Here is a 21,209-nt window from a genome sequence, read left to right on the forward strand (position 1 = left end):
AGCCTCAGCAGCCGGCGCCTCAGCGGTGGAAGCGTCTGCGGCCGTCGCGTCGACGGCGGGCGCGGCTTCGGCGGGTGCGGCTTCGGCGGGCGCGGCTTCGGCGGGCGCGGCTTCGGCGGGCACGTCAGCGGCAGGCGCGGCTTCGGCCTGCGCGGTGGCGATGAGCTCGACGAGCTCGCCCTTGCGTCGCTTCGTGGCGCCGGTGATGCCGAGGGTGCCGGCGAGTTCGACGAGCTCGGCGACCTTCATCGCGCTCAGCCGCGCGCGGTCCACGGCGCCGTCAACCTGTTCGGGTGCGTTCGTCACTTCGAGTGTGATCCTTTCCCCCGGCTGCTGGATTCGCATGACGGGAGACCTGGTCGCCATGCGGAACGGGCACGTGACAGTGACGTGAGCCCGCGCGTGGCGAGAGCAAAATTGCTGGGAATCGCACGATGCGGCAATGACGCGTTCGATGCGTCGGATGCCGGGTGCGGTACCAGCGTACCACCCGGGATGCCATCCTCCGGAATCGAGCGCCCGCGCGCCGTGCGCGACCGGCGCGTATCAACGGGCGGCGCCGCGCGCGACCGGCGCGCGTCAACGGGCGGCGCCGCGCGCCGGCCGGCGCGTCAGCTCGCGACGGAGACGACCGTGGCGCCCTTGAAGTCGACCGCGAGCGGCAGCGCCTGCCAGACCGTGTCGGCGGTCGACTCGACGACGCGCATCGCGTCGGCGCGCTCGCTCGGGTCGCTCGCGAGCACGAGGATCGAGGGGCCCGCGCCGGAGACGACCGCGGGATGCCCGGCGTCGCGCAGTGCTTTGATGAGCCGGTCGGTCTCGGGCATGGCCTCGGCACGGTACGCCTGGTGCAGCTTGTCCTCGGTGGCCTGCAGCAGCAGCTCGGGGCTCTGGATGAGCGCCGCGACGAGCAGGGCCGACCGCGACACGTTGAACACCGCGTCCTCGTGCGGCACGGAGGCGGGCTGCAGCGAACGGGCGAGCGCCGTGGACATCTCGTGCTCGGGCACGAGCACGAGCGGCGAGACGCCGCGGTGCACGATGAGCTTCTTGTGCCGCGGCCCCTCCGGTGTGGTCCAGGCGATCGTGAGCCCGCCGAACAGCGCCGGCGCGACATTGTCGGGATGCCCCTCGAGCTCGGTCGCGAGCGAGAGGAGGTCGTCCGATGTGAACTCCTCGATGCCGTCGAGGAGCCCCTTGGCGGCCATCACGCCCGCGACGATCGCCGCTCCCGAGGATCCGAGGCCGCGCCCGTGCGGGATGCGGTTCTCGGCGACGAGGCGGAGCGGCGGCAGCTCGAGGCCGCGATCGGCGAACGTGTGCGCCATGGCCCGCACGACCAGGTGCGAGGCATCCAGCGGAACCTCACCCGCACCCACGCCCTGCACCTCGATCTCGAGGCCGGGCCGGTCGAGCACCTCGACCTCGAGCTCGTCGTACTGCGCGAGCGCGAGGCCGAGCGTGTCGAAGCCGGGCCCGAGGTTGGCGCTCGTCGCCGGCACCTTCACCTGGACGCGCCGGCCCGGGAGTTCGATCATGACTGGAGCCCGAGCACCGACGCGACCTCGGCCACGTCGACCGGCACCACGGTCGGCTGCACCTCGCCGCCGTCTGCGGTGCGCAGCGCCCACTGCGGGTCTTTCAGCCCGTGGCCGGTCACGGTCAGGACGACGCGTGCGCCCGCCGGGACCGCGCCGGCCTCGGCGCGCTCGAGCAGCCCGGCGACCGAGATCGCGGAGGCGGGCTCGACGAAGATGCCGACCTCGGCCGACAGGATGCGCTGCGCCTCGAGGATCTGCTCGTCGGCGATCGCGCCGAAGTATCCGTCGGTCTCGTCACGAGCCGCGAGCGCCTGCTCCCACGACGCGGGGTTGCCGATGCGGATCGCGCTCGCGATGGTGTCGGGGTGGGTGACGGGCTCGCCGCGCACAATCGGCGCGGATCCGGCCGCCTGGAAACCGAACATGCGAGGCATCCGGGTCGAGTTGCCGGCCGCGAGGTCTTCGCGGTACCCGCGCGTATAGGCCGTGTAGTTGCCGGCGTTGCCGACCGGGATGAAGTGGAAGTCGGGCGCGTCGCCCAGCACCTCGACGACCTCGAACGCCGCGGTCTTCTGCCCCTCGATGCGGTCGTTGTTGACCGAGTTCACGAGGTGCACCGGGTAGTTCGCGGCGAGGTCGCGCGCGATGTCGAGACAGTCGTCGAAGTTGCCCTGGACCTGCAGCAGCTCGCCGTCGTGCGCGATCGCCTGGCTCAGCTTGCCCATCGCGATCTTGCCCTCGGGCACGAGCACCGCGGCCTTGATGCCCGCGTGCGTCGCGTACGCGGCCGCCGAGGCCGAGGTGTTGCCCGTCGACGCGCAGATGACGACCTTCGCGCCGTCCTCGACGGCCTTGCTGACGGCCATGGTCATACCGCGGTCCTTGAACGAGCCCGTCGGATTCATGCCCTCGAACTTGACCCAGACGTCGGCGCCCGTGCGGCGCGAGAGCGCGGCGGCCGGGATGAGCGGCGTGCCGCCCTCGCCGAGCGTGACGACGGGCGTGGCCTCCGTGACGTCGAGCCGGTCGGCGTACTCACGGATGACGCCGCGCCACTGACGCGAGCCTGGCTTGGGGGTGGGCTGGTTCACACTGCTCCTTCGACTCGGAGGACGGACGCGACGGATGCCACGAGCGGGCTGTCGGCGAGCGCGGCGACGGTGTCGGCCAGCGCCTGCTCCTTCGCCTCATGGGTACCGATGACCAGCGTAGCCCTGCCCGACTCGTCCACCGTCTGCTGCAACTGCTCGACGGAGACCCCGTGGTCGGCGAAGACGTGCGCGATCGCCGCGAGGACGCCCGGCTCGTCGGGCACCTCGAGCATGATCGAGTAGCGCGTCGTGATCTGCCCGATCGGCAGCACGTCGATGTCGGAGTGCGTGGACTCGCTCGTGCCGGGCCCGCCGATCACGTGCCGCCGGGCGATGGCGACGAGGTCGCCGAGCACGGCCGAGGCGGTCTGCACCCCGCCGGCTCCCGCACCGTAGAACATGAGCGGTCCGGCTGCGGCGGCCTCGACGAAGACCGCGTTGTTGGCGCCGTGCACGGCCGCGAGCGGGTGTTCGCGTGGCACCAGCGCCGGGTAGACGCGAACCGAGACGCCCTCCTGGCCGCCGTGGTCGGCCAGCCGTTCGGCGATCGCGAGCAGCTTGACGACGAATCCGGCGCGGCGCGCCGACTCGACCTGCGCCGCCGTGACACCGGTGATGCCCTCGCGGTGGACCGCCTCGACGGGCACCCGGGTGTGGAACGCGAGGCTTGCGAGGATGGTCGCCTTCTGCGCGGCGTCGTAGCCGCCGATGTCGGCGGTCGGGTCGGCCTCGGCGTAGCCGAGCTCGGTCGCGGTGGCGAGCGCGTCCTCGAGACTCGCACCCGTGGCGTCCATGCGGTCGAGGATGAAGTTCGTCGTGCCGTTCACGATGCCGAGGATGCGCTCGACCCGGTCGCCCGCGAGACTCTCGCGCAGCGGCCGGATGATGGGGATCGCCCCGGCGACCGCGGCCTCGTACGAGAGCTGCGCGCCGACCTGTTCGGCGGCCTCGAACAGCTCGGTGCCGTGCGCCGCGAGCAGCGCCTTGTTGCCCGTGACGACGTCGGCCCCTGAGGCGATCGCCTGCAGGACGAGCGTGCGTGCCGGCTCGATGCCGCCCATGAGCTCGATGACGATGTCGGCGCCGAGGATGAGCTGCTCCGCGTCGGTCGTGAACAGCTCGCGCGGGAGGTCCGCGTCGCGCCGGGCGTCGAGGTCCCGGACCGCGATGCCGACGAGCTCGATGCGCGCACCCGTGCGCGCGGCGAGCTCGTCGCCGTGCTCCAGCAGGAGTCGCGCGACTTGAGAGCCGACCGATCCCGCGCCCAGCAGTGCGACGCGGATGGAGCGGTACTCGATCATTCGGTGATCCCTTCGGATGCGGACGACCCGGCGCCCGCCGGGTGCTGGGCGGATGCCTCGTGGCCGGTGCCTGCGTCGAGCCCGGCGTCGCGCGCGAGCAGGTCGTCGATCGTCTCGCCGCGCACGATCACGCGGGCCTCGCCGTCGCGTACGGCGACGACGGGCGGCCTGGGCACGTGGTTGTAGTTGTTCGACAGCGACCAGCAGTACGCGCCGGTCGCGGCGACGGCGACGAGGTCGCCGGGCTGCACGTCGTGCGGCAGGTAGTCGGCATCGACCACGACGTCGCCCGATTCGCAGTGCTTGCCGACGACGCGGACGAGTGCGGGCTCCGCGGTCGACGTGCGTGAGGCGATGCGCACCGTGTAGTCGGCGCCGTAGAGCGCGGTGCGGAGATTGTCGCTCATGCCTCCGTCGACCGACACGTAGTGCCGCCAGGCTCCCTCGATCGGGACCGGCTTGATCGTGCCCACGGTGTAGAGCGTGATGCCGGCCGGGCCCACGATGCTGCGCCCGGGCTCGAACGCGAGCCGCGGCACGGGCACGTCGTGGGCTCGGCAGGCCGCGGCGACCGCGGCGGCGATGCCGTCGGCGATCTGCTCGATCGGCGTCGGGTCGTCGGCCTCGGTGTAGGCGATGCCGAAGCCGCCGCCGAGGTTCAGCTCGGGGACGGGCGCGACGCGTGCGAGCTCGGCGTGCACGGCGAGCAGTCGCTCGGCCGACTCGGCGAACCCGGCGGAGTCGAAGATCTGCGATCCGATGTGGCAGTGCAGGCCGAGGAAGCGCAGCGACGCGTGCGCACGGATGCGGGCGCCGAGCTCGACGGCCCGGTCGAGGGTGACGCCGAACTTCTGGTCCTCGTGCGCGGTCGCGAGGAACTCGTGCGTCGACGCGTGCACGCCGCTGTTCACCCGGAGCCGGACGGCCTGCACGACGCCGGCGCGCGCTGCCGCCTCGGCCACGCGCTCGATCTCGAGCTCGCTGTCCAGCACGATCGATCCGATGCCCGCCTCGACGGCGCGCTCGATCTCGGCGAGGGACTTGTTGTTGCCGTGGAAGCCGAGCTCGCCCGGCGATGCGCCGGACGCGAGTGCGATCGCGAGCTCGCCGCCGGTGCAGACGTCGACGCGGAGCCCGGACTCGGTCACCCAGCGCACGATCGCGCCGGAGAGGAACGCCTTGCCGGCGTAGTAGACGGATGCCTCGGTGCCGATGCCGCGCGCCGCGGCGGCGAAGGCCGCGCGCGTGCGCTCGGCGCGATCGCGGACGACCCGTTCGTCGAGGACGTAGAGCGGGCTCCCGTATCGCTCGACGAGGGTCTGCGCGTCGACGCCGCCGATCTCGATGCGGCCGTGCTCGTCGCGGCGCGCGCCCGCGGGCCAGACCGTTTCGGCGAGCGTGTTGGCGTCGGCCGGCGCGGCCGGGACGGCGGCGGTTGCGGTGGATGCCACTTATAGAACCTCACGGGTGCTGGTGCTGCCGGTTCCGGTCGCACGACTGCGGCGAGCGAACCCGGATTGGTTCCTGAAGCCAAAGCGAACCGCCGATCCGGCGGGACGCGCCGATTCTATCGGCGACGGAGTACCCGCGCCGAATCGATGACGCGCCCGTGACGCGGCCATGCCGCGGCCCGGATGCGCCGCGGCCGACGGCGGCCGGTGACCGCGTCGCCGACGCCGCGGATCAGCAGCTGCCGGTGCTCGACAGACTCGCCCGGTCGAGGACGAGACCCGTGCCGACGAGGCGCACGTCGACGGCACCGTCCGAGACGTCCACGTCGCTCAGCTGGACCCCGGCCGGCAGCCGGTCGGCGACGCAGATCTCGACCGGACCGCCGCCGAGCACCGCGTCGATGACGCCCGAGACGTCCAGCGCGAAGCCGCCGGCGGAGACCTCGGCCCCGACCGGTCTCAGCAGCACCCGGTCCCCGGCGGCCTCGGGCTCGGCCGTCGCCGTGTAGCCGACGGGAACGCCGAGCACGTCGATCGTGCCCGTGTATCCGACGACGCCGTCGCCGAGCGTGAGGTCGCCGACGACACCCTGCTCGAGCGCGAGCGAGTCGACGGCCTGCTGGGTGAGACGGACGTCGGCCTCGACCCGGCCGACGGGCTGCGAGAGGTCGAGCGGCACGTCGCGTGCGACGACGTCGGCGGCGAGCGGCGTGCCGTCGACGACCAGCTCGGGTGCGCTGAGCCGCACCTCGTCGGCGCGGCCCGCGATCAGCTGCCCCAGCACCGAGAACCCGCCGATGCTCGCCGTCACCTCACCCGAGACGCCCTCGGGCAGCGACTGCTCGGCACCCTGCTCGATCGCGGTCTGCGCGAGCGAACGCACCAGCAGGTCGGCGACGACGACCAGCACGACGAGGACGGCGACGACGATGCCGGTCACGATCCAGCCCCGCGCGGCGCGACGTGGGCCGCGGCGCTGCCGCGAGGCATCCGGCTCGTCGAACACCTGGGTCGTCGCGAACGGATCGGTCATGCGAGCCGCCCGTCCGTCACATCCGCTCGGGCGCCGAGACGCCGAGCAGGTCGAGACCGTTGCGCACGACCTGGCCGGTGGCGTCGTTGAGCCAGAGGCGCGTGCGGTGCAGGTCGGTGACCGGGTCGTCGCCGAGCGGGATGACCCGGCAGTTGTCGTACCAGCGGTGGTAGAGGCCCGCGAGCTCCTCGATGTAGCGCGCCACGCGGTGCGGTTCGCGGAGCTCGGCGGCCTGCGCGACGATCCGGGGGAAGTCCTGCAGTGCACCGAGCAGCGCCGACTCGGTCTCGTGCTCGAGCAGCTGCGGGGCGAACTCCGAGCGGTCGACCCCCGACGCGAGCGCGTTGCGCGCGACCGCCGCGGTGCGCGCGTGCGCGTACTGCACGTAGAACACGGGGTTGTCGTTCGTGCGGCTGCGCAGCTGCTCGGGGTCGATCGCGAGCGGCGAGTCGGCCGGGTAGCGCGCGAGCGTGTAGCGCAGGGCGTCGGTGCCGAGCCAGGCCTGCAGATCGTCGAGCTCGATGATGTTGCCCGCACGCTTGCTCAGCTTCGCGCCGTTCACCGAGACCAGCTGGCCGATGAGGACCTCGATGTCGCGCTGCGGGTCGTCGCCCGCGGCGCCCGCGAGCGCCCTCAGCCGGTGCACGTACCCGTGGTGGTCGGCACCCAGCAGGTAGATCTTGTGCTCGAAGCCGCGGTCGCCCTTGTCGAGGTAATAGGCGGCGTCGGCGGCGAAGTAGGTGTACACGCCGTTGCCCCGCCGGATCACCCGGTCCTTGTCGTCGCCGAAGTCGGTCGTGCGCACCCAGATCGCGTCATCGTGGTCGTAGACGTGGCCCTGGGCGCGCAGCCGCTCGACGGCCGCGTCGACGGCCGAGACGCCCTCGTCGTCCTTCGCGTGCAGCAGCCGCTCGCTCGACCACACGTCGAAGTGCACGTTGAAGCGCTCGAGCGACGCCCGGATCTCGGCGAGCTGCAGGTCGTACGCGATCTCGCGCGCCGTGTGCAGCGCGACCTCGTGGTCGAGCTCGAGCAGGTTGGGCTCGCGCTCGAGCACACGCGCCGCGAGATCCGCGATGTACTGGCCCGGGTAGCCGTTCTCGGGCGTGGGCTCGCCCTTGGCGGCCGCCAGCACGGACTCACCGAACGTGTCCATCTGGTTGCCGGCGTCGTTGATGTAGTACTCGTTCGCGACGTCGGCGCCCGCGGCGCGGAGCACCCGGCCGATCGCGTCGCCGAGCGCGGCCCAGCGCGTGTGCCCGATGTGCAGCGGCCCGGTCGGGTTCGCCGAGACGAACTCGAGGTTGATGCGGCGGCCCGCGAGGGTCGTGGTGCGGCCGAACTCCGCGCCGGCCTCGACGATCGTGCGCGCGAGCTCGCCCGCTGCGGCGGCCTCGAGCCGGATGTTGATGAAGCCCGGGCCGGCGACCTCCGCGCTGGCCACACCGTCGACGTTCGCGAGGCCCGCAGCGAGCTCGGACGCGAGCTCGCGCGGGTTCGCACCGAGCGGCTTCGCCATGCGCATGGCGAGGTTCGAGGCCCAGTCGCCATGCTCGCGCTGCTTGGGCCGCTCGAGCGTGACCTGCTCAGGCGTGAGGGCGAACGCGATCTCATCGCCGGCCGCCCGGCGTCGCTCCACGATGGCGGCGACGAGGTCGAACAGGGCCTGCGAGAGATCGGCTGGAGTCACTCCCGAATCCTACCCGCGCCGATTGATAGGGTTCGTCACATGCTGCGCTCAGACCGCCCTTCCCGTGCTGCCCTGACCTGGATCGCGCTGGCCGCGGCGACCGGTGCACTGCTCACGGGGTGCACGCCCGGGGAGGCCGAGCCGACCGCGACGCCGTCCCCCACCGCGAGCGCGACACCCGAGCCCACGACGCCGCCGACCGAGACCGCTGCACCTGAGGAGTCCTCTCCCCCGTTCGCGATCGACTGCGACGCGCTGCTCACGCTCGAACAGCTGTACGTGTTCAATCCCAACTTCGGCGTCGACCCGTCGTACGAGCCCGACAGCGCGACCATCACCCAGGTCGTCGAGCAGGGCGGCACGGCCTGCGGCTACCTCAACCAGACCAGTGGCGACTACCTGCAGATCGCGGTCGCGACGCCGACCGCCGCGGTGACCGAGGCCATGGCCGGCGCGGCGGCGAGCCAGAGCACCCCGGTGCCGACCTACGGCACCCCGCCCGACGTCGAGGGCTACTTCTCCCAGTCCGGCGTCGAGGGTCAGGTGCAGCTGTTCAGCGGGCCGTACTGGGTCGTCATGGAGTCCTCGCTGCTCTACGAGCCCGGCGATGCCGAGCAGCTCGCCGCCGACGTCCTCGGCAACCTCCCGGCGGCGTGACCGCCGGCCGCCGACTGCGTGAGCGGTACGGCGGCCGTGGCCCGAGGTGCTAGTCTTGCTAGCTGTGCGCCTCCGTAGCTCAGGGGATAGAGCGCCGGTTTCCGGTACCGTAGGTCGGGGGTTCGAATCCCTCCGGGGGCACGTGTGGATGGGTCGCGAGAGCGAACTCGTTCCGTGACATCGGTCGCATCTCGAACGCCTCCGGCCATCGGCCGGGGGCGTTTCGCGTGGGGTGGGGCAGCGGTGCGGCCCCACCGCACACGGAGCGAGGACCCCGTTTCTCTTGAACGCGAACCGTCCTCACGTCTAGGCTCACGCTGAGGTGACCCTGACGCCGTGATCCGACCCCCAGATCCCAGCCCCGCCTTCGCAGGCCTCCGCACCGTGCGGGCCGACGCGCTCCGTCCAGCGCTCGTGCTGCTCGCGGTGTTCGCGGTCGCGCTCGGCGGCATGCAGCTCGCGGTGGGCGTGAGCGCACCGATCCCGTTCTGGATCCCGGCGGCCTTCACCGCGGTGTTCGTCGTCTGGACCGCCGCGGGCATCATCGCGTGGTGGCGCCGCCCGCTGAGCGGCACCGGGGGCCTGCTCCTCGTGGGCGCGGTCGCGATGTTCGCGGGCGGCGTCGGCAACCTCGGGCTGCCGGTGCTGGTCGAGCTGAGCACGATCTCCGCGACCGCGATCCTCGCCGTCACGGTGCATCTGCTGCACGCCTTCCCGTCGGGCCGGCTGCAGGGGCGTCTCTCGGTGGTGACCGTCGTCGTGGGCTACGGCGTGACGTTCGTGCTGCAGATGCCGCTCTACCTGCTGCCGCCCGACCAGGCCGAGCTCCGCCTCGTCGCGCTCTGGGTGCAGAGCGCCGTCGGCCTTGCCGTCATGGTCGCGACCGCCGTCGTCCTGATCGGGCGCCTGCGCTCGTCCGACCCGAAGAACCTCAGGGTGCTGCTGCCGCTCTACCTGTACGGCATCCTCGCCGTCCTGCTCATCCCGCTCTCCGCGAACCTGCTGCGCCTGCTCGGCGCGGACGGCGCGCTGATCGGCGGCGTGCAGCTCGTGATCCTGGCCGGCATCCCGGTGGCCTTCCTGCTGGGCGTCTTGCTGGGCGGGTTCTCGCAGACCGCCGAGGCGGACGCGCTGAGCGCCTGGCTGAGCATCGCCGGATCCACGCGGGCCGCGGTTCAGCAGGCCCTCGCCAGGTCGCTCGGGGACGACTCGCTCCGGGTCGCGTACTGGTCGGACGAACAGCGGGTGTTCGTCGACGACCAGGGTCTCGAGGTGGGTATTCGCGAGCAGATCCCGCCCAGACTCTGGCAGGAGGTGCACGTCGAGTCACGCCTCGTGGGCGCCATCAGCTACGACGCGCGCATGATCGCCGACCCCGAGTCCGTGCGGCGCGCGGGACGGGTGCTCGCCATCGCCCTCGACCGTGAACGGCTCATCGCCGCGCTCGTCGCGAGCCACGAGGCGCTGCGGCAGTCGCGGCTCCGCATCGTCGAGGCCGCCGACCGCGAACGGAACCGCCTCGCACGCGATCTGCACGACGGCCTGCAGGTGCAGCTGGTGCTGCTCGCGCTCGAGGCACAGCAGATCGCGAACTCCGGCGTCGCCCACCCGGAGACCACGACCGCGGCGACCGCGTTGCGAGAACGGATCGACACCGCGGCCGCTGACCTCCGGCGACTCGTTCACGCCGTGCAGCCGACCTCGCTCGTCGAGCGCGGGCTGACGGCCGCGGCCGAGGACCTCGTCGACCGGCTCGACATCCCGGCCACGCTGCGCAGCGACGTCGACGATCGCGCGCTCGCCCCCGCGACGGCGCAGTCGGCGTACCTCATCGTGGCCGAAGCGCTCACGAACGCCGTGAAGCACTCCGGCGCCCGCGCCGTGGCGGTCGAGCTCACCCGGGCCGGCGACACCCTCCGCGTCCGGGTGAGCGACGACGGCCGAGGCGGCGCCCTCGTCGAGCGCAGCACCGGGCTCAAGGGCCTGGCCGACCGGGTCGACGCCCTCGGCGGATCCTTCGAGCTGGTCTCCCCCGAGGGTGCGGGCACCGCCGTTCGCGTGGAGCTGCCATGCGGGTCGTGATCGGCGAGGACGAGGTGCTGCTGCGCGAGGGACTCGGCCATGTGCTCGAGAACGACGGCATCGAGGTGGTCGCGGCGGTCGGCACCGCGGTCGAGCTCGAGGTCGCGGTGGCGCGACTCGAGCCCGACCTCGTGATCACCGACATCCGGATGCCGCCGACGCACACCGACGAAGGCCTGCTCGCGGCCCTCCGGATCCGGCGGACACACCCCGGCATGGCCGTCATGGTGCTCTCCCAGTACGTGCAGCGTCGCTACGCGACCGAGCTCCTCGACCCGGGCGAGGGCGGGGTCGGCTATCTGCTCAAGCAGCGCATCGCCGACGTGCGGACGTTCGTGGCGGATCTGCGACGCGTGCAGGCCGGCGGTACCGCGCTCGATCCCGACGTGGTCGCCGTGCTCGTCTCGCGGGCGACCAAGGCGAGCGGCCCGGTCGGCGACCTCACGCCCCGCCAGCTCCAGGTGCTCAGCCTGATGGCCGAGGGCCGGAGCAACGCCCACATCGCCGCGAAGCTCGGCACCTCCGAGAAGGCCGTGGTGCAGCACACCTCGAGGATCTACGACACCTTCGGCCTGCCGGTCGCGGTCGACGACCACCGTCGGGTGCTCGCCGTCATCCGATACCTGGCCGCCTCCGGCGACCTGGACGATGGCCCGGGCTACGAGGTGTAGAGGTCTGTGATGAGCGAGCGGGCGATCATGGCGGCGGGTCCCTGGCCGTTCGCGGCCGGCGCGAGGTTCGCCCAGACCACGAGCGTGACATCCGCCACCGGGTCGTAGCCCATGAACGAGTTGAACCCGGGGAGCTCGCCGCTGTGGCCGAGGAACTGCCCGAACTCGCCGATGTTCCAGCCGTACCGTGCGGCACCCGGCTCTTCGGACGTGGCCATGAAGCTGTTCATGCGCGCCTCCTGCAGCTCGGGCGAGAGCAGCTCGCCGCCCTTGCCGCCGAGCGCTTCGACCCAGTCCGCCAGATCCCCCGCGGTCGAGATGCCCGCTCCAGCCGACCAGGCCCACGAGGGATTGTCGAGCGTGCCGTCGTTCGGGAGGAACGTGCCGGCCTCCGCGGCACCCATCAGGTCGGGCGGGAGCTTCGACGAGCCGATCGTGTTCACGTTGGTCCACCAGTAGTAGCCGTCCGAATGCGGCGTCGGCAGGCTCGCGTCCTCGACGGCGGGGAACGAGGTCTCGGTGAGCCCCAGCGGCGTGAAGAGCCGCTCCTGGTAGATCTCTGCGAGCGGTTTGCCCTCGAGCTGCTCGGCGATGAGCCCGAGCAGGATCGTGTTCGTGTTCGAGTAGTGGTATCCGGTGCCGGGTTCGAAGTCGACCGGGAGCGGCAGCGCCATGGCCACGAGCTCCTCGGGCTGCCACACGCGGTCGGGGTCGGCGTCGAGCGCGGCGCCCTCGGGCGTGCGCAACAGCATCACGGCGCCGGGCTGCCCGAAGCTCCCGGCCTGCTCCTCGAACAGCGCCGTGATGGCGGCTTCGTCGACGGGCTTGAGGGTGGGGCCGGCCGCGGCGTCGTCGGTCGGCGTGGGGCTCGCCGCCGGGGTCGACGGGGCCGGCCCCGTGCAGGCGGCGAGCGCCAGCGCGGTGGCCAGTGCGGCCGCGGCCGCGAGGGTTCTGCTCAGGGGTGCGCGCATCGCCGGTCTCCTCGTCACTCGCGTCGGCGCCTCGTCGGCTCGTCGACTCGGCCTCAGTACGCCTGCTGGATCACCGCGGCGACCTCGCCGACGTCGTCGTTCGCGTCGAACACGCCCTGGATGTCGTCGGAGAACCCCTGATTGACGATGATCGTGAAGGCGAGCTCACGGCCGTCCTCGGTGTCCATGACGCCGCCGAGCGTCTTCGTCGCGAGCCGGTACCGGCCGTTGAAGCTGTCGCCGCCGAGCAGGGTCCCGGTCTTCGCGAACACCTTGCCGGCCGCCGGGCTGTCGGCCTGCACGTCGGCGAGCGATCCGTCGACGCCGAGGATGGGCATGGTGTCGCGCCAGGCCTCGGCGTCGGGGCGCTCGGCCATGAGGGTCTGGATCTCGACGGCGTTCTCCGGGGTGATCAGGTTGCCCTCGAGGCCGGAGCCGTCGATGAGCGAGGCGCCGAGCGTATCGAGCCCGGCGTCGGCCCAGATCTGCCCGGCCACGGCCATCCCGGCATCGCAGTCGGTCTGCCCGGCATCGGCGGCGAGCCGGCAGATCAGCGTCTGCGCGCCGCGGTTGTAGCTGATCTTCATGACATACGTCACCTCTTCGCCGAGCGGGAGCGACTCGAGCTCGGCGACGGCGGGCAGCGCCTCGACGGTCGCCTGGTCGGCGAGCGAGTCGTCCGGGTTCGGCTTCACCGGATCGGCGGCCACGGTGACCCCGGCGCGCCCGAGCGCCTCGATGAACGCCGTGCGGGCGAAGGTCGCGGGGTCCTCGAACTCGTAGACCCGCAGCACCGGGTCGGCGTCGGCGTTGATCGTGCCGCTGACGACGATCGTGGTCGGGTCGTCGGGCGAGAGCTGCGGGGGTGCCACCTCGGCCTCCTCGCCCGGGGCGACGGTCTCGACCTGGAGATCGAGCTTCCACGGGGCGACCGCGGGGGTCATCGCCGCGGTGGCCGGCTCGCCCTCGGCGCCGGGCGTGATGAGGATGTCGAGCAGGTTCTGGTTGATCACGATGGGCGTCACGGGCTTGCCCGCCAGCTCGCCGACGAACAGCCGGTCGTCGACCACGACGTCGCCGCTGACCGCGTCGATGCCGGCCGCCTTCACCTGCTCCGCGAGGTCGTCGAGTCCGGCCAGCGGGTCCTCGGTCGTGAGCGTCGCGCCCGGGAGCGGGTTGGCGTCGTTGTGGTCGAGGTTCGTGAAGTCGACGGTGCCGTCAGCCTTCGTGCGGCCGCCCATCGTGAGGTCGCCCTGGCCGACGAGCACGAGGTCGCCCGCGAGCGTGCCGTCCGTGACCGTGCCGGACTGCTTCACCGGGGTCGTGATGGTGTGCTCGGGGCCCCACTTCACCCAGGCCGCGCCAGCACTGTAGGTCTTCACGAAAGAGCCCGGCTCGGCGAGCTTGTCGCCGTCGAGGTCGATCAGCGTCTCGCCGGTCTCGAGGTCCTGGACCGAGATCAGCCAGCGGCCGTCGGCGTACTGGGGCTGGTTCATCACCTCGAGCGCCGCGTCGGGCAGCCCCGGCACCGACGTGAGCCCGCCGTCGGAGTCAGCGGTGCTCGAGGCATCCGCCACGCACCCGGCCAGGAGCGCGACGACCGCACCCGCCGCGATGGCGCTCGCGCCGCGCGCGACGCGCGACCCGCGCGCCATACGCGACCCGCGCGACCCGGTCGCCCGCCGCGGGCGCACCGGCCCGGTCACTCGCCCGCTCCGTCCGTGAGCACCTGGGCGAGCGCGCGGAAGGCCGTATCGGCCGGGTGGGTCTTGTCCGGCGTGTCCGATTCGTTCATGTACACGACGATGCTCGCCCCCGTCTCGGGGTCGTGGAAGGTCGCGGCGGTGAAGCCGAGCCCTTCGCCGTTGTGGCCCAGCCAGCCGTCGGTCTCGCCCATGCCCACGGCGTAGAGGTCGTACGGCGGCTTGGGAATCCGGTGCCCGATCTCGCGCAGCTCCTGCGTCTCGGGCTTCAGCAGGGCACCGGTGCCGAGCGTCTCGGCCCAGACCCGGCCGTCGTCGAGCGTCGAGAACAGCGCGCCCGCTGCGCCGAGGATCGAGGGGTTCTCGTCCTGCGGTTGCGGAACGCCGTCGACCACGAAGTAGCCGACGGGGTGCGGTTCGGCCCAGTCGTCCACGTCGGTGAGGTAGCTGGTGCCGTGCTGTCCGAGCGGCGTCAGGATGCGCTCGTCGAGCGCCTCGGCGTACGACTGCCCGGTGACCTCCTCGATCACGGCGCCGAGCAGGTTCGTGTTGGCGTTGGTGTAGAGGTACTCGGTGCCCGGCGCGAACTGCGCCGGCTGGTCGATCACATAGCTGTTGAGCTCGTCGAGCGTGTAGACCTTCGTGGGGTCGGCGACGAAGTCGTCGAGGAACTCCTGGTTGACGTAGTCGGCGTTGCCGCTGCCCATGTTCGCGAGCTCGAGCAGCGTGATCCGATCGCCGTCGGTGATCCCGTCGACGTACTGGTCGATCGTGTCGTCGAGGCTCAGCTCGCCCTGGTCGGCGAGCTGCAGCACGAGGGTGACGGTGTACGACTTGGTGATGCTCCGGATCGGCCAGGTCATTTCGGTCGTGACGGCGACCTCGTTCTCGACGTCGGCGAGGCCCGCCGAGGTCGTCCACGAGCCGGTATCCGGGATCCAGACGCCCGCGGCCGCTCCGGGCACCTCGTACTCGGTCATGACCTCCTCGAGCGCGGATTGCAACCGCTCCTGGAGCTCGTCGGGCAGCTCGCCCTCGGGCGCAGCCGGCCGGGTCACGGCCGGCGCCGTCGCGCTCGCCGGGTCGCTGCCGCCGTCCGCGGCGCCCGCGGCACATCCGCTCAGGAGCAGGCCGGCCCCGGCGATCGCGGCCACCCCCGAGCGCCGGAACCTGCGCGCGGCCGCATCGTCGATCGTCGTCATGTCGCCTCTCCCCTGCGAACCGGCCGGGGCACGGGCGGACCGCGCCTCACCGGACAGCCTGGCAAGCACCCGGCCGGCGGGACAATAGACCTGAGTCCATGGTCGGCCGGGCTCGACCGGGCCACCGGGCCCGGCACAACGTTTCCGTACGCTGATTCGTTGTAGGTAGGTGACGGCGGGTAGGTCGCCGTCGGGAGGAGACGCGGTGAGCGGCGCGTGGGATGCGGTGGCAGCGCGACTCGTCGCCGAGCGCGGCGACGCGCTCGTGCGGTACGCGTTCCTGCTCACGGGCAGCGACGCCGATGCGGCGGACCTCGTCCAGGACGCCCTCGTCCGCACGTTCGGGCGACCGCGGATGTCCCTCACCCTGCCGAAGGCGGAAGCGTATGTCCGGCGGGCGATCCTGAACGCGGTGATCGACCGTTCGCGACGGGAACGCACCTGGCGAGGCATCCGTCATCTCGTGGACGCGCCAGCCGCGGTCGACGCGCCCACCGACGCGAGCGACACGCGGCTCGACCTCGCGACCCGCGTCCGGGCCCTGTCGCCGCGGCAGTCGGCGTGCATCGTGCTGCGCTACTACGAGGACCTCTCCGTCGATCAGATCGCGGCCACGCTCGGCATCAGCTCCGGTGCGGTCAAGCGGTACCTGTCTGACGCGCTCCGCGCGCTCTCCTCAGCACTCGAGGCGTCCGGCGAGGGCCGGGCGGAGAGAGGGGGCGCGGATGTCCGCACCTGATCAGGACCGGCTGCGCGAGGCGCTGCGGCGAGCGGCGGATGCCTCGGGCACGCGCACGCCCGATCTCGACGGCGTGCTCGACGCGAGCCGGCGGGAACGCCGCCGCCGGCGGAACGGGATCCTCGGCGGGACGGCCGCGGTCGCGTCACTGGTCGCGACCGCCGGCCTGGTCAGCGGGCTCGCGGGGCTCGCGGGCCCTGCGGCGACGACGGCCGACGCGCCGGTCATGGGCTCGGTCCAGGAGCTCGCGCCGCAGACCGAGGGCCAGGAATCGGGCGTCGCGCCACGCGACGAGCCTGCGGCGGCCGATGCGGCGCTCGGCCGGCTCTCGACGCTGGCTCGCTGCGGCGAGCCGATCCCTGCGGCGACGGATGCCTCGGCGGCCCCCCTGCGGCTCACGGTGCGCCCGATCGGCGCGGTCGCCGCCGGGAGCACGGGCGAGGCGATCCTCACCCTGACCAACACCGGCCAGGACCCGGTCGAAGGGGCGCTCGGCGTGGCGCCCTCGGTGGCCGTCGCCGACCAGGACGGCACGGTCGTGGCGACCCGCCCGGACGCCGACCAGTCGGCGGCCGGCGAACCCGTCGACCTCGCTCCCGGCGAGTCGATGGAGCTGTCCGCGGCGATCGAGGCCGTACGCTGCACCCCTGGACGCGCGCCGACCGCGCTCCCGCGCGGCGAGTACACGCTCAGCGCATCCGTGACGATCGTGCCCGACGACGCGGCGCTGCCCGCGCTCGTGGCGGTCTCGCCGCTCGTGCCGCTCGCCGTCGACTGAACCTCCGCCACGCCCGCTACCACAGCCCGGCGAACCACCGGTGCCGTGGACTCGCGTCAGCGGGCCGCTCTAGACTCGGGATCGTCCGTTGGAATGGGGGATCGCGCAGGTGCACACGTCTCGACGCTGGTTGATCGCCCTCGCCGGAGCCGTGGTCGCCGGTGCACTCACGGTGGCCTCCCCCGCGAACGCGGAAGACCCCGTCTCATTCGGCTCGTCGCCGATCGTCGACACGGTCGGCGCGCTCGGCGCGCAGACCGCCGAGGTCGAACGGGCGATCGGCGAGGCGGCCGATCGCAGCGGCCGGCAGCTCTTCGTGGCGTACGTCGACGTCTTCACCAACCCCGAGGCCGCCGACGCCTGGGCCGCCGACACCGCGATCGCGAACGGGCTGGGCGACGAGGACTACCTGCTCGCGGTGGCGGTCGACGGTCGCACGTACTACCTCTCCCCCGCCGACCAGGCCTCGCTGTCCGACGACGAGGTGCAGCGCATCGCGCAGGACGTGGTCGAGCCCGAGCTCCGCGACGGCGACTGGGCGGGCGCCGCGATCGCCGCGGCCGACGCGATCGCCGGCGAGTCCGGCACGAGCAGCGGCTGGGTGTGGGGGCTGATCTGGTTCCTCGTCATCGCCGGGGCGATCGTCGTGGTCGTGCTGATCGTGGTCACCCGGCGCAAGCGGCGCAGCGGTGGCGCGGGCGGCACGGGCGACGCGCCGGGCGTGCCGCAGGTCCCGCTCGAGGAGCTCCGCCGTCAGGCGGGAGGAGCGCTCGTCGCCGCCGACGACGCGATCCGCACGAGCGAGGAGGAGCTGGGCTTCGCGGTCGCGTCCTACGGCGATGCGGCCACTCAGCCGTTCCGCGCCGCGGTCCAGTCCGCGAAGGCCAAGGTCGCCGAGGCGTTCGCGCTGCAGCAACGCCTCGACGACGCCGAGCCCGACACCGACGAACAGCGCCGCGAGTGGTACGGCGGCATCATCCGGCTCACCGGCGAGGCCGACGCCGAGCTCGACGCGCAGGCCGAGCGGTTCGACGAGCTCCGTGCGCTCGAACGCAACGCCCCGGCCGAGCTCGAACGCGTCCGCCAGGAACTCGAGCAGGCCGCCACGCGCGTCGCGCCCGCGCGCGAGCAGCTCGCCGCGCTCGGCGCGAGGTACACCGAGTCCGCGACGAGCCCCGTCGCCGACAACATCGCCCAGGCCGAGTCACGCCTCGCGTTCGCTCGTGAGGCCACGTCCCGCGCCGCATCCGCGCTCACCGGGCAGCACGCGGGCGAGGCGGCCGTCGAGATCCGCGCCGCTGAAGAGGCGACCGACCAGGCCGTCGTGCTCACGGGCGCGATCGAGCGGCTCGCGGCCGACCTCGCGGCCGCCGAGCAGCACGTCGCCGCGGGGGTCGCCGATCTCGAGCACGACGTGCTCACGGCGCAGGCCGACCCCGCACTCGCGCAGATCGCGCAGGCCACCGCCGCCGAGGCCGCCGCGCTCCGCGCGGCACTCGCCGAGCCGCGACGCGACCCGCTCGCGCTCCAGGCCCGGGTCGAGCAGGCCGACGCGCGAATCGACGGCGCGATCGGCGCCGCACGCGAGGCCGCCGAGCGCGCGACCCGCGCGGCCGCACAGCTCGATCGATCGCTCATCGCCGCACGGGCACAGCTGCAGGCCGCGGAAGACTACCTCGTCGCACGACGCGGTGCGATCGGCGCGGAGGCACGCACGCGGCTGGCCGAGGCCGGCCGGGTGCTCGCACTCGCCGAGCAGGGCCGCGCGAGCGACCCCGCGGCCGCGCTCGGCAACGCACAGCAGGCCGAACGGCTCGCCGCCGAGGCCATGCGGCTCGCGCAACAGGATGTGGGCGGGTTCGGCGGCGGCTTCGGCGCCGACGGCTCCGGCGCCGGTGCGTTCCCCGGCATGGGCGGCGGCCGAGGCACGAGCGGCGGCGACCTGTTCGGCGCGGTGCTCGGCGGCATCCTCATCGACCAGGTGCTCGGCGGTGGCCGCAGCAGCGGCGGGTCCTGGGGCGGCGGGCGCAGCAGCGGCGGCTCGTGGGGCGGCGGCCGCAGCAGCGGAGGCCGCCGAAGCGGCGGATTCGGCGGAGGGTTCGGTGGCGGCCGCTCGGCCGGCAGCTTCGGCGGCGGGGGCACCCGCGGCCGCCGCGGGAGTGGAGGCCGATTCTGACCCGCGACGTCCACCCCGAGGCATCCGATTCGACCTTGACCCAGAGCGGCACCCGCCGCACATCGACCTGAACGGAAGGAACTCCCATGACCAAGCAGTCCATCTTCGGCCGCATCTCGCAGCTCGTCCGCGCCAACATCAACGCACTCCTCGACGAGGCCGAAGACCCCGAGAAGATGCTCGACCAGATGGTTCGCGACTACACGAACTCCATCGCCGACGCCGAGGCCGCGATCGCCGAGACCATCGGCAACCTGCGCCTGCTCGAGGACGACCACCGCGAAGACGTGAACGCCGCACGCGAATGGGGCGAGAAGGCGGTCGCGGCCAGCCGCAAGGGCGACGAGCTCCGCTCGGCGGGAGATGCCGGCGGCGCCGACAAGTTCGACAACCTCGCGAAGGTCGCGCTCAGCCGGCAGATCACCTCCGAGAACGAGGCGAAGGCCGCCGAGCCGCAGATCGCCGCGCAGACCGAGGTCGTGAACAAGCTGAAGTCCGGCCTGAACGGCATGAAGGAAAAGCTCGTCCAGCTGCAGAACAAGCGCAACGAGCTCGTCGCCCGGTCGAAGACCGCGGCCGCGCAGCGTCAGGTGCACGACGCCGTCAAGTCGATCGACATCCTCGACCCGACGAGCGAGCTCGGCCGCTTCGAGGAGAAGATCCGCCGCGAAGAGGCCGTCGTGCGCGGCCAGGCCGAGCTCGCCGCGTCGAGCCTCGACTCGCAGTTCGCCGAGCTCGACGACCTGGGCGAGCTCACCGAGGTCGACGCGCGCCTCGCGGCGCTCAAGGCGGGCGGTTCGTCGCAGGGTCAGCTCGGCAGCTGATCCCCCGCGGATGCCTCGGCCTCGCGTCGAGGCATCCGCCCCCTCCTCACCCTCACGGAAAGCTGATCGATCATGCCGGCCACGTTCGTCGTCGTCCCCGTCTGGCAGGGGTCGGTCTCCGCCCGCGCCATGAGCGTCGCCGACGGCGCGGCCGCGATCCAGGGCGATCTCCCGGCCGCCGCGACCGTGGTCGTCGAGGTCCCGGTCGAGGCCGGCGAGGCGCTCGGAACTGGCGTGCACCGCTACAGCACCATCCGGCGGGTACGCGAACGCACCGAGCAGGCGCTCGCCGCGATCGACGGACTCGCGATCACCATCGGCGGCGACTGCGGCGCGAGCCTCGCCGCGGTCGCGCACGCCTCAGCCGCGACGCGGGGCGACCTCGCGGTGCTCTGGCTCGATGCCCATCCCGACCTGAACACGCCCGAGTCCTCGCCCTCAGGCGGCTTCGGCGGCATGACCTTGCGCGCGATCGCCGGTGACGGGGCCGACGGGCTCGCGCTCGACCCGGATCTGCGGGTCGCACCCGGGCGACTCGTCATCGGCGGAGCGCGCGCGATCGACGACGAGGAGCGCCGGTTCATCGACGAGCACGGCGTGCAGACGCTCACGGTCGAGGACCTCTCCGATCCGGCGGTCGTCATCGGCGCGCTCGAGGCCACAGGCGCGACCCGGGTGTTCATCCACATCGACCTCGACGTGCTCGACCCGTCGGCGCTCGCGGGCCTGTCGTATCCGATACCGTTCGGCGTCGACGGCCCGACGCTCGTCGCACTCGTGCGCGAGATCGTGGCGCGCTTCCCGCTCGCGGGCGCCGCGATCGCCGGATTCGCCCCGGCCACGCCCGAGGCCGCGGACGAAGACCTGCCCACCATCCTGCGACTCGTGGGCGCGCTCGCCTCGGCCCGGACCGCCTGAGCCGGTCGGCGGCCTGAGTTGGCCGACCCGCGCCTCGAGTCATCCGCGGCCGCGTCCGTGTGCCCGAGTCGGGGCGCAGCCGCATCCCCGCAACCCCCAGTCCCTTGCCCCGTTCCCTTGCTCAGGAAGCACCGCGCGACACGCCGCCGCCGAAGCCGCGGCGCGCCGCAGCACGGCCCGCCGTTCCTGAACAAGAAGTTTCGAGTGCACCGTTCAGCTCGCCGCATCCGGGCCCGCAGCCGTGTCCTCCGCAAGCCCCGTTCCCTTGCTCAGGAAGCACCGTGTGACACGCCGGAGCCGAAGGCGCGGCGCGGCGCGCCATGTCACGCCGTTCCTGAACAAGAAGTTTCGAGTGCACCGTTCAGCTCGCCGCATCCGGGC

18 protein-coding genes, 1 tRNA gene and 1 pseudogene are annotated in these 21,209 nt (G+C 72.7%); 10 read left to right on the forward strand and 10 right to left on the reverse strand.

All coding sequences use genetic code 11. From position 1 onward, the window contains the following. The first annotated feature begins 74 nt into the window (after positions 1-74). Positions 75-164: a hypothetical protein gene (locus RH864_RS19240; protein ID WP_396130010.1), complete on the forward strand. Its 90-nt coding sequence runs from the start codon at positions 75-77 to the stop codon at positions 162-164. Here the strand turns inward: RH864_RS19240 and RH864_RS19245 are convergent. The 7 genes and pseudogenes from RH864_RS19245 to RH864_RS18365 form a co-directional block, all read right to left on the reverse strand. Beyond that, a pseudogene (locus RH864_RS19245) lies at positions 151-366 on the reverse strand (Rho termination factor N-terminal domain-containing protein); the annotation flags it as partial. The gene RH864_RS19240 and the pseudogene RH864_RS19245 overlap by 14 nt on opposite strands. A 245-nt stretch (positions 367-611) precedes the next feature. Continuing rightward, on the reverse strand, positions 612-1,538 hold the full coding sequence (thrB, locus tag RH864_RS18340) for a homoserine kinase (protein WP_310519023.1): 927 nt from the start codon (positions 1,536-1,538) through the stop codon (positions 612-614). Then, entirely contained in the window at positions 1,535-2,632 is a 1,098-nt protein-coding gene (gene thrC, locus RH864_RS18345) for a threonine synthase (RefSeq protein WP_310519024.1), read from the reverse strand. The genes thrB and thrC overlap by 4 nt, the downstream gene beginning before the upstream one ends. Then, positions 2,629-3,933, reverse strand: coding sequence for a homoserine dehydrogenase (locus RH864_RS18350; RefSeq protein ID WP_310519025.1), 1,305 nt, complete (start codon positions 3,931-3,933; stop codon positions 2,629-2,631). Before RH864_RS18350 ends, thrC begins: the two co-directional genes overlap by 4 nt. Then, the gene (gene lysA, locus RH864_RS18355) at positions 3,930-5,384 is read right to left on the reverse strand and encodes a diaminopimelate decarboxylase (protein ID WP_310519026.1); all 1,455 of its coding nucleotides are present in this window, start codon (positions 5,382-5,384) and stop codon (positions 3,930-3,932) included. The genes RH864_RS18350 and lysA overlap by 4 nt, the downstream gene beginning before the upstream one ends. A 232-nt stretch (positions 5,385-5,616) precedes the next feature. After that, positions 5,617-6,417 carry an LmeA family phospholipid-binding protein gene (locus RH864_RS18360; RefSeq protein ID WP_310519027.1) on the reverse strand — a complete coding sequence of 267 codons (801 nt, stop codon included), beginning with the start codon at positions 6,415-6,417 and terminating at the stop codon, positions 5,617-5,619. A 16-nt stretch (positions 6,418-6,433) separates the two neighbouring features. After that, positions 6,434-8,107, reverse strand: coding sequence for an arginine--tRNA ligase (locus RH864_RS18365; RefSeq protein WP_310519028.1), 1,674 nt, complete (start codon positions 8,105-8,107; stop codon positions 6,434-6,436). Between the two features lie 39 nt (positions 8,108-8,146). Here RH864_RS18365 and RH864_RS18370 point away from each other — a divergent pair, with 39 nt between their 5' ends. The 4 genes from RH864_RS18370 (at position 8,147) to RH864_RS18385 (ending at position 11,517) form a co-directional block, all read left to right on the forward strand. Then, entirely contained in the window at positions 8,147-8,764 is a 618-nt protein-coding gene (locus tag RH864_RS18370; protein WP_310519029.1) for an iron ABC transporter ATP-binding protein, read from the forward strand. 68 nt (positions 8,765-8,832) lie between these two features. Beyond that, positions 8,833-8,905 (forward strand) — tRNA-Arg (locus RH864_RS18375). A 195-nt stretch (positions 8,906-9,100) separates the two neighbouring features. Continuing rightward, positions 9,101-10,846: a sensor histidine kinase gene (locus RH864_RS18380; protein WP_310519030.1), complete on the forward strand. Its 1,746-nt coding sequence runs from the start codon at positions 9,101-9,103 to the stop codon at positions 10,844-10,846. After that, the gene (locus tag RH864_RS18385) at positions 10,834-11,517 is read left to right on the forward strand and encodes a response regulator transcription factor (protein WP_310519031.1); all 684 of its coding nucleotides are present in this window, start codon (positions 10,834-10,836) and stop codon (positions 11,515-11,517) included. Before RH864_RS18380 ends, RH864_RS18385 begins: the two co-directional genes overlap by 13 nt. On the opposite strand, the gene RH864_RS18390 is transcribed toward RH864_RS18385, so the two are convergent. From RH864_RS18390 to RH864_RS18400, 3 genes are read right to left on the reverse strand one after another with little or no spacing between them, the layout of a single operon-like run. Then, a complete protein-coding gene (locus tag RH864_RS18390) occupies positions 11,505-12,488 on the reverse strand; it encodes a serine hydrolase domain-containing protein (protein ID WP_310519032.1) in 984 nt (327 codons plus the stop codon). The genes RH864_RS18385 and RH864_RS18390 overlap by 13 nt on opposite strands. A gap of 53 nt (positions 12,489-12,541) precedes the next feature. Then, positions 12,542-14,194 carry a D-alanyl-D-alanine carboxypeptidase/D-alanyl-D-alanine endopeptidase gene (gene dacB, locus RH864_RS18395; RefSeq protein ID WP_310519033.1) on the reverse strand — a complete coding sequence of 551 codons (1,653 nt, stop codon included), beginning with the start codon at positions 14,192-14,194 and terminating at the stop codon, positions 12,542-12,544. Then, on the reverse strand, positions 14,191-15,393 hold the full coding sequence (locus tag RH864_RS18400) for a serine hydrolase domain-containing protein (protein WP_310519034.1): 1,203 nt from the start codon (positions 15,391-15,393) through the stop codon (positions 14,191-14,193). The genes dacB and RH864_RS18400 overlap by 4 nt, the downstream gene beginning before the upstream one ends. 205 nt (positions 15,394-15,598) lie before the next feature. Between RH864_RS18400 and RH864_RS18405 the strand changes: the two genes are divergently transcribed. From RH864_RS18405 to RH864_RS18425, 5 genes are all read left to right on the forward strand, one after another. Then, positions 15,599-16,132, forward strand: a complete 534-nt coding sequence (locus RH864_RS18405; protein WP_310519035.1) for a sigma-70 family RNA polymerase sigma factor — start codon at positions 15,599-15,601, stop codon at positions 16,130-16,132. Beyond that, on the forward strand, positions 16,119-16,910 hold the full coding sequence (locus tag RH864_RS18410; protein WP_310519036.1) for a DUF4232 domain-containing protein: 792 nt from the start codon (positions 16,119-16,121) through the stop codon (positions 16,908-16,910). The genes RH864_RS18405 and RH864_RS18410 overlap by 14 nt, the downstream gene beginning before the upstream one ends. Positions 16,911-17,019: 109 nt before the next feature. Continuing rightward, the gene (locus tag RH864_RS18415) at positions 17,020-19,086 is read left to right on the forward strand and encodes a TPM domain-containing protein (RefSeq protein WP_310519037.1); all 2,067 of its coding nucleotides are present in this window, start codon (positions 17,020-17,022) and stop codon (positions 19,084-19,086) included. 86 nt (positions 19,087-19,172) lie between these two features. After that, complete coding sequence (locus RH864_RS18420; RefSeq protein WP_310519038.1) at positions 19,173-19,910, forward strand: PspA/IM30 family protein; 738 nt, start codon at positions 19,173-19,175, stop codon at positions 19,908-19,910. A gap of 72 nt (positions 19,911-19,982) precedes the next feature. Next, positions 19,983-20,828 carry an arginase family protein gene (locus RH864_RS18425; protein ID WP_310519039.1) on the forward strand — a complete coding sequence of 282 codons (846 nt, stop codon included), beginning with the start codon at positions 19,983-19,985 and terminating at the stop codon, positions 20,826-20,828. The last annotated feature ends 381 nt before the right edge of the window (positions 20,829-21,209 follow it).

The sequence above is a fragment of the Agromyces aerolatus genome (assembly GCF_031432255.1).
In the GTDB taxonomy this organism is placed as follows: Bacteria; Actinomycetota; Actinomycetes; order Actinomycetales; family Microbacteriaceae; genus Agromyces.

Coding starts and splice junctions, on each gene's coding strand:
- RH864_RS18370 (WP_310519029.1), top strand. CDS start 8,147: ATGCTGCGCTCAGACCGCCCTTCCCGTGCTGCCCTGACCTGGATCGCG.
- RH864_RS18410 (WP_310519036.1), top strand. CDS start 16,119: ATGTCCGCACCTGATCAGGACCGGCTGCGCGAGGCGCTGCGGCGAGCG.
- RH864_RS18360 (WP_310519027.1), bottom strand. CDS start 6,417: ATGACCGATCCGTTCGCGACGACCCAGGTGTTCGACGAGCCGGATGCC.
- RH864_RS18400 (WP_310519034.1), bottom strand. CDS start 15,393: ATGACGACGATCGACGATGCGGCCGCGCGCAGGTTCCGGCGCTCGGGG.
- RH864_RS18420 (WP_310519038.1), top strand. CDS start 19,173: ATGACCAAGCAGTCCATCTTCGGCCGCATCTCGCAGCTCGTCCGCGCC.
- RH864_RS18350 (WP_310519025.1), bottom strand. CDS start 3,933: ATGATCGAGTACCGCTCCATCCGCGTCGCACTGCTGGGCGCGGGATCG.
- RH864_RS18425 (WP_310519039.1), top strand. CDS start 19,983: ATGCCGGCCACGTTCGTCGTCGTCCCCGTCTGGCAGGGGTCGGTCTCC.
- RH864_RS18385 (WP_310519031.1), top strand. CDS start 10,834: ATGCGGGTCGTGATCGGCGAGGACGAGGTGCTGCTGCGCGAGGGACTC.
- thrB (WP_310519023.1), bottom strand. CDS start 1,538: ATGATCGAACTCCCGGGCCGGCGCGTCCAGGTGAAGGTGCCGGCGACG.
- RH864_RS18390 (WP_310519032.1), bottom strand. CDS start 12,488: ATGCGCGCACCCCTGAGCAGAACCCTCGCGGCCGCGGCCGCACTGGCC.